This is a genomic window from Sulfolobales archaeon, assembly GCA_038881635.1.
In the GTDB taxonomy this organism is placed as follows: Archaea; Thermoproteota; Thermoprotei_A; order Sulfolobales; family AG1; genus WYEN01.
The window spans coordinates 1-13,767 of sequence record JAVZPJ010000011.1 but is presented as its reverse complement, the minus strand read 5'-3'; the positions used below and the strand labels follow the sequence as shown (position 1 = coordinate 13,767).

The window sequence follows — 13,767 nt, the reverse complement described above, 5'->3', positions numbered from 1 at the left end:
TAATAATATATACTGATGACAAAAATAAGTATTCTTAGAATTAAACCTGATCTTATGAACACACTTGAAATGCTTGGAGCATCTGGTATTCGTAAGTGTTTTGATTGTGGTGTATGCACAGTTACGTGTCCTTTCTCTGAGGAGTATGGTGGAGAGCCTTTCCCCAGGAAAGTTATTAAATATGTTAAACTAGGTGTTGAGGATAAGCTTGTTGCATCTCTTGAGCCTTGGCTTTGTTATCATTGTGGCGACTGCTCAGATTCATGTCCTAAAGGAGCTGATCCTTCAGAGATACTTGCAGCTGCTAGAAGATATCTTATAATTAAATATGATTTTACAGGTCGTGTTTCAAGATTTTTACATTTAACGAAGTATGGTTGGCTGATAGGAGTACTTGTGGTGGCTACCATAACACTACTTATCGGCTTGATTTTTAGAGGCCCTATTATTACTGATCGTACAATGCTTGAAACATTTGCTCCTGTAGTAGTTGTTGATACTGCAGGATTAATAGTATTTGCATTGCTAGCTTTATTCCTTCTATTAAACATTTATAGAATGTATAGGTTTACTGTTGGAAGCCTTAAAGGTATACCTCTAAGTATGGCGCTTAGGGAGCTGGTTGAGATTCCAAAGCATTTCTTTACCCAGGTTAAACTTTCAAAATGCTCTTTCAGAAAGTATCACTTCATTCATTTAATGATATTCTATGGCTACGCTCTATCATTTCTATTATTCGTTGTTCTTCTAAGATTTACTCTTACTAACGAGCCATTCCTATTTAAACATCCTCTCAGTATTCTAGGCATTATATCTATAATCTTACTATTGATCGGGTTATTCTATATAATTAAGGGGAGATTTGAGAAGAAGTATCATGTATGGAAGTACTCTCATACTAGCGACTGGATTTACACGTGGTTGCTAGCTTTAACTGTAGCATCCGGGGTATTAACTGGAATATTTAGAACTCTAGATTACCCGCTCCTAACCTATGTAATGTTTGCACTACATATAATATTTGCTGCATGCTTTCTAGTATTAATGGTACCTTTCGGTAAATGGTCGCATCTAGCTTATAGACCCTTCGCCATATACTTTGCAAGACTTAAAATGCTTAAGGAGAGGGGGTTTGTTCGATGAGTAGTGGTGAGATTTTAGTTGTTGGCGGAGGTATAGCTGGAATCCAGGCTGCCATAGATCTTGCAGAGATGGGATTTAAGGTCTATCTTGTTGAGAGGAAGCCTAGCATAGGAGGTAGGATGGCTCAGCTGGATAAGACATTTCCAACTCTAGACTGTGCTTCATGTATTCTAACTCCTAAAATGGCTGAGGTTGCTAGGAATCCTAATATAAAGATTATATCTAATGCCGAGGTTATTAGTCTAACAAGAGAGAAAAATGGAGTGTTTAAAGCTATCATTAAGAAGTATCCCAGATATGTTGATGAAACTAAGTGCACTGGGTGTAGTACTTGTGTTGAGAAATGCCCTGCTAAGGATAAACTAGGAGCTCCAGACGAGTTTAATGAAGGTCTATCAATGAGGAAAGCTATCTACATACCCTTCCCCCAGGCTGTCCCATTAAAAGCTATAATAGATCCCAGCATATGTCTGTATTTTAAGCTTAAATCATGTAGACTCTGCGAGAAGGTATGCCCTAGTGGAGCAGTAAACTTTAATGATACAGAGAAGATTATACAATTATATGTTAATGCTGTAATAGTAGCTACAGGATATAGATTTGTAGATCCTAAGCATCCAGCACTCTCACTCTATGGTTACGGTAGGTATCCTAATGTTTATACTAATATCGAGTTTGAGAGATTACTAGATGCTAGAGGACCTACTGGAGGTGTGTTATTAAGGAGATCTGATAAAAAGCATCCTAAGAGGATAGTATTTATCCAGTGTGTAGGCTCTAGAGATTATAGGATTAACCCATACTGCTCAGCATATTGTTGTATGGCGTCGATAAAGCAGGCTATCCTAGCTAAAGAGCATGAACCAGATGTTGATATAGCAATTCTGTATATGGATATAAGAGCTTTTGGTAAAAGATTTCAGGAGTTCTATGAGAGAGCTATTGAAGAATTTAAGATCAAATTCATTAGAGGGAGACCTGCTAAAATTATTGAAGATGAGAAGACTAAGAATCTAATAATAGCCTACGAAGATACTCTAAAAGGTACTATAGAGAAGATAGAAGCTGACATGGTAGTTCTAGCTCTAGGAATAGTACCCAATACTCCAGCATTCCTAGCTGATCTAGGACTTGTAGAGGGTGGAAGACCTAAAACATTAGATCCTCAGGATCCTATAGCTACCCCTATTGAAGGGATATACATGGCTGGAACGATTACAGGACCTAAAGATATCCCGGATTCTGTAGCTCAGGGTAGTGCGGCAGCTGTTAGAGCGGCTACATATGCTATCAGCAGGAGGGAGGTGGCGGCTTATGCCCGATGAGCCTAGAATAGGAGTGTATGTATGTCATTGTGGGACTAATATAGCTGGGCTTGTTGATGTTAAAGAAGTTGTTAAATACTCTACAACACTACCAAATGTTGTTATAGCTAGAGACTACATGTTCATGTGCTCAGAACCAGGGCAGGAGCTCATTGTAAATGATATTAAAGAGTATAATTTGAATAGAGTGGTTGTCGCAGCATGTTCTCCAGCTCTTCACGAGGTAACATTTAGGAATGCAGTTATGAGAGGTGGATTAAATCCGTATCTATTCGAGATGGTTAATATTAGAGAGCATTGTTCATGGGCTCATACTGATAGGAGAGAGGCTACAGAAAAAGCTAAGGATTTAATTAGAATGGCTGTAGCTAAGGCAGCCTTACTAGAGCCTTTGGAAGAGGCTAAGGTCGGTGTAGTTAGAAATGCACTAGTAATCGGAGGAGGTGCTGCTGGAATTAGGAGCGCTCTTGAACTAGCTAGAGCAGGATTTAATGTGTACTTAGTTGAGAGGAAACATGCGCTAGGAGGTCACACGGCTAGGATCCCCTTAATAAGATATCTAGGGGTTAGAGGTGATGAACTCGTAAAATCAGCTATTAATGAACTGGCTAAGACTCCAAGTGTAAGGGTTTATGTGAATTCTGAGATAGAATCTGTTGAAGGTTCAGCTGGGAGTTTTAAGGTTAGGATTAGGATTAAACCGAGACGTGTTAATTCAAAATGTACTCTCTGTGGTGAGTGTGTTAAGGTGTGTCCTGTTGAAGTACCTAATGAGTATGAGTATGGTATCATGAAGAGGAGAGCGATCTACATACCCTTTGAGGGAGCATACCCACCTATATACGCGATCGACCTAGAAGCATGTACTCTCTGTGGTGAGTGTGTTAAAGTATGCCCTGCTAAAGCCATAGATTTATCAGAACAGGAGCGTGTCGAGGAGGTTGAGGTTGGAGTTATAATCCTAGCTACAGGATATGATCCTTATGATCCTGAGAAGGGTGAGCTAGGTTATGGGTTAAGTAGTAAGGTTATTACATTATTCCAGCTACATAGACTTCTCGATGAGAAGGGGGTTACTAGGGGGAGGCTTGTAGTAGATGGTAGCATGCCTAAGAGAATAACTTTCATATCATGTGTCGGGTCTCTAAAGACTACACCTAGATCTTATGAATTCTGCTCTAGAATGTGTTGCTCAGCTATGTTATCAGCTGCTATTAAGATCTTAGAGCAGATGCCAGATGCTTCAATATATATTCTTCACAAGGATATAAGAACCTACGGCTATGATGAAGATATTTATTGGAAGGCTTTAGAGAAAGGTGTTAGATTTGTTAGATATAGGGAGACTCCAGAGGTTAGAGTTCAAGATGGAGATATTAGAGTCTATGTACGTGATATAACTATTAACGAGTACTTAGAGATACCCTCAGACTTAGTCGTGCTAGTTGTAGGTATGGCTCCAGGAAAGTATTTGAGACAAGTATTAGATGTTATCAGGGTAGGCTGTGGAGAAGAAGGATTTGTAAATGAAGCACATCTAAAGCTCAGACCGGTAGAGGCTGCGAGTAGAGGAATATTCTTAGCTGGAGCTGTGACTGGTCCTAAGAGTGTTATTGAGAGTATAATTCATGGAAGTGCTGCAGCTTCAAGAGCGTTATCGATTCTTAGTAAAGATATAATAGCTGGCGAGGCTCAGATAGCAGCTGTTAATGAGGATCTATGTAGCGGATGTAGAGTATGCATAGGCATGTGTCCTTATAACGCTATATCACTTAAGCAAGTAGATAGTAGGACTATAGCCTCAGTCAACCCCCTTCTATGTGCTGGATGTGGTACTTGTGCTGCGGCATGCCCCTCTGGAGCTATGCAGCAGAGAGGATTTAAAGATGTACAGCTTATTGCTCAAGTAAGAGCATTCAAAGGGTGAGAGTATGGGTGAGAGATTCGAGCCTAAAATCTTGATGTTTGCATGTAATTGGTGCGCTTATGCAGCGGCAGACCTAGCTGGGACTAGCAGGATGAAGTATCCACCTAATATAAGAATTATAAGAGTTATGTGTTCTGGTAGAGTAGATCCTCAACTTGTATTAGAAGCTTTCGCTAATGGAGCTGATGGTGTTATTATTGCTGGTTGTAGACCTGGAGACTGCCACTATATAGAGGGCAACTATAAAGCTCTTAGAAGAGCAATTCTACTGAGAAAACTTTTAGAACAGTTGGGTGTGGAATCTGAGAGGTTTAGGCTGGAGTGGATAGCGGCTTCAGATGCTAAGAAACTTATTGAAGTAGCTCAGGATATGGTTGAGAAGATTAGAAAACTAGGACCTCTTAAGGTGGTGAGAGAGGTGGGAAAGATTGAGTGAGGGTAAGATACGTATAGCTTTCTACTGGATGGCTAGCTGTGGTGGATGTGAGGAGGCTCAGGTTGATGCTGTAAGTGATGAGCCGTCGCTGATTAACATCTTAGATATAGTATTCTGGCCTGTAGCTGTAGATTTTAAGAAGGAAGATGTTGAGAAGCTTCCAGATAAATCAGTGGATGTAGCTTTAATAAATGGTGGTGTAAGACTATCCGAGCATGTAGAGATGGCCAGACTTCTTAGAAGAAAAGCGAAGATTGTTATAGCTTATGGAGCATGTGCTTCATGGGGTGGAGTACCTGGTTTAGCTAATCTTTACTCTCGTGAGGAGATATTATCGAGAGTTTATTCTGAAGTGCCAACAGTATATGAGAGAGATAGGAAGCCTATGGTTAAATATGTTGCTGAGGAAGGTGTAGAACTAGAGCTTCCAGAGTTTCTACCAATACTCTTACCCTTGAACGCTGTTATTGAAGTAGACTATTATATACCAGGTTGTCCTCCAACACCGGAGACTACTCTCAATGCTTTAAAGATGCTACTCAGTGGAAAGATACCTCCAAAAGGTTCGGTTATAGGAGCTTCTCAGAGAGCTCTCTGCGATGAGTGTCCGCTAAATGCAACTAAGCCAGAGAAGATTCTAGTTAAGAAGATATCTAGAATATATAATACGAGAATAGATCCTGGGAAATGCTTACTTGCTCAAGGTATCCCATGTCTAGGGCCTTCTACTAGAGGAGGATGTACTGCTTTATGTCCTAAAGCTGCTATGCCATGTATAGGATGCTACGGTCCTCTAGAGACACATATAGATTACGGTGGTAAGGTTATATCATTCCTTGCTAGTATAATAGATTCTAAGGATGAGAGAGAGATAGCTAGAATAATTGAGGAAGGTTTGCCAGATCCTGCGGGTTTAGTCTATAAATTCACACTACCAGCTTCAAGACTTAGACTTAATTTAATGAAGTGGGGTGGTAGGAGTGTCTAGTTTTAGGATGAGGAAGATTGTAATAGATCCTATAACAAGACTTGAAGGTCATGGGAGAATTATAGCTATCCTTGATGAAAAAGGAGATTGTATAAGAGCTTATCTACAGGTACCAGAGTTGAGAGGATTTGAGAAGTTCTTAGAAGGTAGACCTGCTGAGGATGCGCCAGTGATAACTCCTAGAATATGTGGTGTATGTCCTACAGCACATCATATGGCTTCTACTAAGGCGTTAGATGATTTATTCCATGTAGATCCTCCGATTGCAGCGAAGAAGATCAGAGAACTTGCATATAATATCTTCATGCTTGAAGACCATGCTTTGCACTTCTACGTGCTTGCAGGACCGGATTTCATAGTAGGTCCAGAAGCTCCTAAAGAAGAGAGGAATATAGTTGGTGTTTTAAAGAAAGTTGGAGCTCTAGGATATAAGATAGTGAGTGTTAGGAGGAAGTTTAGAAAGTTAAATGAGAAGATTATGGGTAAAACAATCCACCCACCTTTTGGTAGACCTGGTGGTATATCGAAACCTTTAGAGCCGGAGGTGGTTAAAGAGCTGAGAGAATCTGTTAATGAAGCAATAGAAATTGCAATAACAACGCATAAGATCTTTAAGAGTATTGTCTTAGGTGATCCAAGCATATATAAGCTTGTAACAAGCGATGTTTATAGACATGAGACTTACTATATGGGCTTGGTAGATGATAAGAATAGATTAAACTTCTACGACGGCAAGCTTAGAATAATAGATCCTAGGGGGAGAGAATACGCTAAATTCGATGTCCACGAATACCTCAACTACATAGCTGAGCATATAGAGCCGTGGACATATATAAAATTCCCATACTTGAAGCCGATTGGATGGAAAGGTTTCGTCGAAGGACCTGATAGTGGAATACTATGTGTAGCACCTCTAGCGAGATTAAATGTCTCAGATTCTATGGCAACTCCAATGGCTCAGCAAGCTTTCGAGGAGATGTATGAGACTCTAGGTGAGAAACCAGCGCATTACACTCTGGCAATGCACTGGGCTAGAGTGGTAGAGATTATATATGCTGCTGAGAGGATTAAAGAACTTGCTGAAGACCCGGATATTGAGAGTAGAGAGGTGCTTAACATACCGACTAAGACTCCAGGTCCTACAGGTATTGGTGTTGTTGAGGCTCCTAGAGGAGTTCTCATACACCATTATGAGAGTGATGAGAGAGGTATTCTGAGAAAAGCTAATCTACTAGTAGCTACACAGTTTAATGCTGCGAGAATAAACATGTCTATAGATAAAGCTGCGAGAGCATTAATTAAGGGTGGAGATGTTAGAGAAGGCCTCCTCAATATGGTTGAGATGGCTTTCAGAGCCTACGATCCATGTCATGCATGTGGAACTCATGCATTACCAGGTGAGTTAAAGATCGTGGTAGAACTCTATAATGAGAGAGGAGAGCTCTTAGGAAAGAAGTATCTTAGAGATTAGATGGCATCAAATATGAAAACTAGAGGAGATAGAAAAATTCTTTTTCTAGGTAATAGTATTTTTCTTGAAGATAAAATAGGGTTAGTAATAGGATCACTGCTAAGAGGAGATCTAGAGAAGAGAGGCTTTGAAGTAGAGATACTAGAGAGATCCTGGATATCTCTACTAGATATTATTAGTGGTGTTAAGGAGTTGATCATAGTAGATAGTATTATCGTTGACAATCCAGATGATATTGGTAGAGTACATCTTATAGATCCTAAAGATTTCTATGGAAGTCATGTAAAAGCTCCTCACTCCTTAAGCCTTGCAGATGTACTAAGAATCCTTGAAGTATATAATCTAGAGCCTCCCGAGAAGATATATGTTATAGGTATCGGTATAAGTGATACTCAGACTCTCTCAGAAGAGCTTTCGGATACGCTTAAAAATAAGATCTCAGAGATATGTAGTGATGTGATCAAGATAATAGACTCTATATATACATCAAATAGCAGTAGAAAATCTGAGAGGATGTTATAGCAATGCATGAATGGGCTATTGCAGAGTCTATAGTGAGATATATTGTTAACAATTATAGAGGTAGAACCATCGTAGGGGTGACAATCGCTGTAGGAAGACTTCAGAATATAGATAAAGATATTCTAGTATTTAATGTGAAAGAATTGCTGAGGATTGAGGGTTTTAGAGAAGTTGAGGTCAAGGTAAGAGATATAGGTATAAGTCTTAGGTGTAGATTTTGTAATTATGAGTGGAGTGTAAATCCTGAAGACCTAGGTGAAGATATCTCTGAAATGATACACTTCATACCTGAGTCTATACACGCCTATGTTAAGTGTCCTAAATGTAATTCTAGAGATTTTGAAATAGTTAGTGGGAGAGGTGTTTATATAGAGGAGATTGTTGAGGTTATAGAGACATGAGCAACATGATAGATCCTAGAATACATGTGATTAGAGAGAGATTAAGTAGTATTAGAACTATAATACCTGTTCTAGGTTTTAAGGGAGGTGTTGGTAAAACTACTATAGCATCTCTCCTAGCTCTCTCTCTAAGCGAGCATGGTTATAGAGTTGGATTAATAGATATGGATTTTACAAATCCAACACTACACATAGTACTAGGTGTAGATATTGAGATTATTAAACCTGTTGAGGAGAAAGGTATTATACCTCCACGTATAGACAGCTTAAGACTTATTACATTAGCGTATTATACTAAAGGTAACCCAACACCTCTCAGAGGTAGAGAGTTAGATGAAGTTTTCAAAGAAATACTATCAATAACTATATGGAGAGACACTGATATCTTAATAGTAGATCCTCCACCAACATTCACAGATGTTAACCTAAATATCATCAAATTTATGAAGGATTTGACCAGACCGTTAATTATTTCAAATACAAGTATTCTCTCAATTCAGCCTACACGAAACTTGGTAAAGGTTCTCAGAGAACTCTCGATAGAACCTATAGGTTTGATATTTAATATGAGCATTGGTGATAAAGATCTTGAGGAGAGATTATTAAGTGAGCTGAGAAACGAAAATATTAGAGTTCTAGGTATACTCAGACTTGATACTTCATTGGAAAAAGCTTATGGCAGTATCTCACTGCTAAAACAAACCAGCTTGTATAAGGATATTCATAGTAAGATTGTATCGAGTATTGTGAAGCACCTGTGATCTTGGTATGGAGATTAAAGAGCTTTCATGTGTGTAGCTAGTGCTTGACGATATTAAAGTTCTTGAGCTAAGAGTCTGGTATTGTGATATGTATAGGTTCTAGGTTTTTATCTATAGATCAGTTAAAAACAAGGGTTCAGCTCTGATATAAGTCTCATATCTTAAACTCCGGCTATGACCTTCATCAGCTCCTATAGATCTATAGATCTTGTTATGTTCTCTATCTCTAGAAGCAATATATCTCGAGATCTCAGAACTTTCAGGTCTGGAACTGTCTTCTACATATATCGGTTGTTATAGAGATAACTATAAGATCTTGATTCATTACTTCTCAAGATCTCTGTTATCGGTTTTTAACTCTGATGCTTAGTAGTATCTAGATGATATTCTCATGTCTCATGAGGCTCTAGATGTGATAGGTAGAGTTCTAGAGGGTGTGCCTGATTTCAGAGGTTTTATGACGTTTAAAGAGCTTGAGGATTCCACGGATATGCTAGCTAGAGAGTATAGAGATGTTGTTAGAGTGGTAGATGCTGGAAGTAGTAGATGTGGTGAGAGGATTAGAGCTCTGATCATAGGTAGAGGTTCTAAAACCGCGCTTCTCTTCGGAGCACCACATCCTAATGAGCCTATTGGAACTCTTACTCTCGAGTACTTAGCAAGGGTTCTGGCATCTGATGAGGAGCTTAGAAAGCTTTATAACTATACATGGGTTGTTGTTAAAGCTGTAGATGTTGATGGGCTGAGGATGAATGAAGGCTGGTTTAAGAAGCCTTTTACGATAGAGACTTATGCTGAGAACTACTACAGACCTGCTGGTAATGTTCAGATTGAGTGGAGTTTTCCTATAAGGTATAAGATGTATTCATTTGAGAATCCTACTCCGGGGACTAGAGCTCTAATGAATCTAATAGATCGGTATAGACCTGATTTTATATATAGTCTTCATAACGCAGGTTTTGGAGGAGTATACTACTATATATCAGCTGAGGCACCACTGCTATATCCTATATTTCAGCTCTACCCTAGAACTCTTGGAATACCATTAAGTCTTGGAGAACCTGAGGTTCCATGGGCTCGTACTCTCTCGAGAGCTGTATATATGATGGTTTCTGTGAAAGACTACTACGACTTTCTAGAATCCCAGGGATTGAATCCTGCTGAAGTTATAAGACATGGTGGTAGTAGCTATGATTATGCTAGAGAGTTGAATCCATCTGTTGTAGAGCTTGTGACAGAAGTACCATATCTATACGATCCTAGGATCGAGGATGTAAGTGAGTCGGATATTATAAGAAGAGATGCTGTTCTCGAGTCTATAAAATGGAGGGAAGAGATCTACAGTTTTATTAGAGATATCTGGAGTAGAATTCAAGAGTTAAAGAGAGGTGTGGATATATGTTCAGAAGCAGGACTGCTGATAGAATCAATAGAATACTTTATAGAGACAGCTCCTAAAGCTATTGAAGCTGAGAGAAGATGGGCTTTAAAAGATCCAGGTCTTTCTAGGAGAGCGACAATAGCTGAGGTTTTCGACAGCCTATACATAAGAAGATTCTATTCGCTTCTCCTAGTAGGAATGATGCGAAGACTGCTGAGAATACTTGAGGAGGAGAGTGGAGTAGGAGAGCTGAGGAGAGTGGGTGAGGAGGTTGATATGAGGTTTAAAGAGATTCTTGAATTCCTCGAGAAAGAGAGAAGATATAGTGTTATAGATATCAGTAAACTTGTTAAGATCCAGTTAGCAGCAGGATTATACACGGCATTATATGTGCAGATCTTATCTCATTATTAGACTTCTTATGAGAGGATTAGAAGTAGGGTTTGGAGCTGGGTTTGGGGGTGTGGTGGAGGAATTTAAATTATTCTAGATTGTATTGCCGGCGGGTTTCAGATTTTCTTGTGATCTCTTTCTTCACTAGGGATTGAGATCTTCTCTTGCTAGTCTTAAGATATTAGTCTTAGAAGATTTTATTCTAAAGGTTTGAGTGTGTATTGGCGGTCTCCAGAGATCTGAGGCTTGTAATAGTTGTGAGTCTGATATCTTCCGTGGTATCTGGTTTTCTGTGGAGTGTTAATGCTCCGTATCTCAGGCAGCTGGGTGTTCAAGCTTCAGCTTATGGGTTTTTAAGTGGTTTGAGTTTGCTGCTCTCTCTGCTTGCTACAGTGGTTTCTGGATGGCTTAGTGATTTTATTGAGGCTAGAAAGGTTCTAATGTTCTCTCTATTTCTATGGGGTTTTAGTCTTATTCTCCTGTCTTTGGGAGAGATTTTCATGGTCTATGCTTATTTTCTTCTGGGAGGGCTAGCTCTAGGGCTTTCAAATGTTTCAGGTCTTGTGCTTGTCACTAGAGTGGCTGGAGGTAGAAGTTTTGATCAGGTTTTTCCATATATTTCAGCGGTATCATCTGTAGGAGTAGGTCTTGGATCTTTTGGAGGATGGATACCTCTGCTTATGGAGGAGATCTACGGGTTCAGACTTGTGGAGGCTTATAGAATTGTCATAGCATTTCTAGGAGTGGTTCTTCCGGTTTCTTCTATACCTCTTCTCTATATGATTAGAGAGAGATCTGCTGGTGGTGGAGGGTGGAAGTATTCTGATGATCCTGAGAGTATTGTGGAGAAGCCTGCTACTTTGAGAATGCTTTTGGGATTGCTTTTTAAGCTTGTGATTGTGAATGCTGTGGTGAGTTTTGGAGCTGGCATGTCTATACATATTATAGATTATTATTTTGTTCTCAAATTCAATGCATCAAGTGGAGATCTAGGGCTTGTATTCGGGGTACAGAATCTTATAATGGGATTTCTAATGCTTTTAACACCTAGGTTTAGTATCGCGGTTGGAGGTCCTCTGAGAGCTTATATGATTATAGCATCGCCAAGTATTCTATTGATGCTTGCGATGACTTTCTCAAGAAGTTATTTAGAAGCATCTCTACTGTATATTGTGAGAACAGTTCTAATGAATGTTGCAAATCCGCTCTATCAGGCTTTTGAGATGAGTGTGATACCTAGCAGGTATAGAGGTAGGGGGGCTTCTCTGATTAGTGTTGCGTGGCAGATTCCTGCTGGAGTGGGTAGAGTTGTTGGAGGTGTTCTGATGGAGGTGTATCTGGAGGCACCGCTTATCTTCACGAGCATGCTCTATTCGGTGGCATTTATATTGCTTCCTCTCTTCTTCCCAGATCAGGTTTTGAAGAGGTTTGGAGGGGGTAGAGGTCGAGGTTTCTAGGCTGGATCCTGGGTTGGTGTGTTTTGTTTTTCTAGGGTGTCTAGGATCTTCTTAGTCTGAGCCATGGTGTGTAGCATATTTCTCTCCAGATTCTCTCTATGGTTTTTCTGGAGGTGTTCTCCTTGTTGAGAGCTTTCTTCAGATCTTTTATATCTCTTTTTTCAAATCTGATCATGATAAGATCATCTTCATAGCTGCATAAAGCTTTTCTAAGTATCTCGGTTTCTTCGGATCCTAGTAGTTTGTATAGATCCTTCCAGGAGAATTCTTTGTAGTCTAGAGATCTGAAGAGTCTTCTTGAAGCTTCGTTATCTAGAGTGGTTGATGCGATGAAGATCTCGGCATCTTCCCATGATAAGATCTCTTCTAGAGTTGCTAGCAGGATTCTTCCAAAGCCTTTTCCTCTGAATTCTCTTCCGATGACCAGGTAGTATATGACTCCTAGGATTATTTCTGGTGTTGCTATCTTGTAGAATACTCCTTGACCTACTAGTCTTCTCTCGCTGGAGAGGATTAGATCTACAATGCCTCCTCCGATCTTCTCGACTGCGGATGCGAAGAAGTAGTGCCAGAATCCCATGTGTTCTCTCAGTAGAGCTAGTCTTGTGAAGTCTCTGTGATACAAGCCTACTAGGTTTTCGCTGGTGTTCAATTGATGCCCAGAGTATATGAGTGGTAGGTGGAGTTATAAGAATATGGTGGTTTCTCTAAAAAATTTTTAGGGTGTAGATGTTTCACTTTGGTTGGGCTTCGATTCTTTTTCTAACAAGCTTTATAAATTCTCTCATCCAAGCAGGGTTGTCAGGCCATGCTCTCGAGCTTACTAGATTACCGTCTACGACAACTTCTTCGTCAACCCAGACAGCTCCTCCGTTCACAACCTCAGGTTTTACAGCTATGTAGCTTGTCATTCTCCTTCCTTTTACGAGTCCGAATGCGGCGAGTATCTGTGGGCCGTGGCATATTACGGCAACTGGTTTTCCGCTTTCGAAGAAGTGTTTCAGGATCTTCTCGAGATGTTGAGAGGCTGCTACTCTCACATACTCCGGCATTCTGCCGCCGGGTATTACAAGGCCGTCATATTCTTCTGGCTTGATCTCTGAAAGAGATTTTACAACCCACGGAAATCTATAGCCAGGCTTCTCAGTATAAGTCTCCCAACCCTCTTCAAAATCATGTACAACAGTTCTAAGAGGCTTTCTAGTAGGTGCCGCCACATCCACATCCCAGCCCTCCTCCTTCAATCTGAAGTAGGGGTAGAAGATCTCTAAAGCCTCCACAGCATCTCCACCAATAATCAAAATCCTAGCCTTCCCAACCAATCAAAACACCCCCACATCCAACCCATAAGCATCTTATGAAAAGCAAGAATATAAAAACACAACAGAGAAAACCCCCAAAAATAAAATTATTAGACAGATATAGAAAAATAGAAACGGCGGCGGTCGTCTAGCCTGGTCTAGGACGCCGGCCTCCCAAGCCGGCGATCCCGGGTTCAAATCCCGGCCGCCGCACCACACACCACACCACAACCCGGGCTTCTAGTTCTTTGTTATTTTGTG

The 13,767-nt window shown here is 40.1% G+C and carries 13 protein-coding genes and 1 tRNA gene; 12 read left to right on the top strand and 2 right to left on the bottom strand.

Going from position 1 to position 13,767, the window contains the following annotated elements:
• The first annotated feature begins 15 nt into the window (after positions 1-15).
• From QXS89_06530 to QXS89_06480, 11 genes are all read left to right on the top strand, one after another.
• Positions 16-1,143 (top strand): 4Fe-4S dicluster domain-containing protein, encoded by a 1,128-nt coding sequence (locus QXS89_06530; protein ID MEM3831833.1) that lies wholly within the window; start codon positions 16-18, stop codon positions 1,141-1,143.
• Positions 1,140-2,468 (top strand): CoB--CoM heterodisulfide reductase iron-sulfur subunit A family protein, encoded by a 1,329-nt coding sequence (locus QXS89_06525; protein ID MEM3831832.1) that lies wholly within the window; start codon positions 1,140-1,142, stop codon positions 2,466-2,468. The genes QXS89_06530 and QXS89_06525 overlap by 4 nt, the downstream gene beginning before the upstream one ends.
• Positions 2,458-4,395, top strand: coding sequence for a CoB--CoM heterodisulfide reductase iron-sulfur subunit A family protein (locus tag QXS89_06520; protein ID MEM3831831.1), 1,938 nt, complete (start codon positions 2,458-2,460; stop codon positions 4,393-4,395). Before QXS89_06525 ends, QXS89_06520 begins: the two co-directional genes overlap by 11 nt.
• 4 nt (positions 4,396-4,399) lie before the next feature.
• Positions 4,400-4,831: a hydrogenase iron-sulfur subunit gene (locus tag QXS89_06515; protein ID MEM3831830.1), complete on the top strand. Its 432-nt coding sequence runs from the start codon at positions 4,400-4,402 to the stop codon at positions 4,829-4,831.
• Positions 4,824-5,819, top strand: a complete 996-nt coding sequence (locus QXS89_06510; GenBank protein ID MEM3831829.1) for a hypothetical protein — start codon at positions 4,824-4,826, stop codon at positions 5,817-5,819. Before QXS89_06515 ends, QXS89_06510 begins: the two co-directional genes overlap by 8 nt.
• Positions 5,812-7,290 (top strand): Ni/Fe hydrogenase subunit alpha, encoded by a 1,479-nt coding sequence (locus tag QXS89_06505; protein MEM3831828.1) that lies wholly within the window; start codon positions 5,812-5,814, stop codon positions 7,288-7,290. The genes QXS89_06510 and QXS89_06505 overlap by 8 nt, the downstream gene beginning before the upstream one ends.
• Entirely contained in the window at positions 7,291-7,812 is a 522-nt protein-coding gene (locus QXS89_06500) for a hydrogenase maturation protease (GenBank protein ID MEM3831827.1), read from the top strand.
• Between the two features lie 2 nt (positions 7,813-7,814).
• Positions 7,815-8,213, top strand: coding sequence for a hydrogenase nickel incorporation protein HypA (hypA, locus tag QXS89_06495; GenBank protein ID MEM3831826.1), 399 nt, complete (start codon positions 7,815-7,817; stop codon positions 8,211-8,213).
• Complete coding sequence (locus QXS89_06490; GenBank protein MEM3831825.1) at positions 8,210-8,974, top strand: P-loop NTPase; 765 nt, start codon at positions 8,210-8,212, stop codon at positions 8,972-8,974. The genes hypA and QXS89_06490 overlap by 4 nt, the downstream gene beginning before the upstream one ends.
• 391 nt (positions 8,975-9,365) lie before the next feature.
• The gene (locus tag QXS89_06485) at positions 9,366-10,769 is read left to right on the top strand and encodes a M14 family zinc carboxypeptidase (protein MEM3831824.1); all 1,404 of its coding nucleotides are present in this window, start codon (positions 9,366-9,368) and stop codon (positions 10,767-10,769) included.
• 200 nt (positions 10,770-10,969) lie between these two features.
• The gene (locus QXS89_06480) at positions 10,970-12,205 is read left to right on the top strand and encodes an MFS transporter (protein ID MEM3831823.1); all 1,236 of its coding nucleotides are present in this window, start codon (positions 10,970-10,972) and stop codon (positions 12,203-12,205) included.
• A 40-nt stretch (positions 12,206-12,245) separates the two neighbouring features.
• Here QXS89_06480 and QXS89_06475 read toward each other — a convergent pair whose 3' ends face one another.
• Together QXS89_06475 and QXS89_06470 are read right to left on the bottom strand one after the other, a co-directional pair.
• Positions 12,246-12,857, bottom strand: coding sequence for a GNAT family N-acetyltransferase (locus QXS89_06475; GenBank protein MEM3831822.1), 612 nt, complete (start codon positions 12,855-12,857; stop codon positions 12,246-12,248).
• Between the two features lie 82 nt (positions 12,858-12,939).
• Positions 12,940-13,527 carry a DJ-1/PfpI family protein gene (locus QXS89_06470; GenBank protein MEM3831821.1) on the bottom strand — a complete coding sequence of 196 codons (588 nt, stop codon included), beginning with the start codon at positions 13,525-13,527 and terminating at the stop codon, positions 12,940-12,942.
• A 116-nt stretch (positions 13,528-13,643) separates the two neighbouring features.
• Here QXS89_06470 and QXS89_06465 point away from each other — a divergent pair.
• Positions 13,644-13,722, top strand: a tRNA-Gly gene (locus tag QXS89_06465).
• Positions 13,723-13,767: the final 45 nt, after the last annotated feature.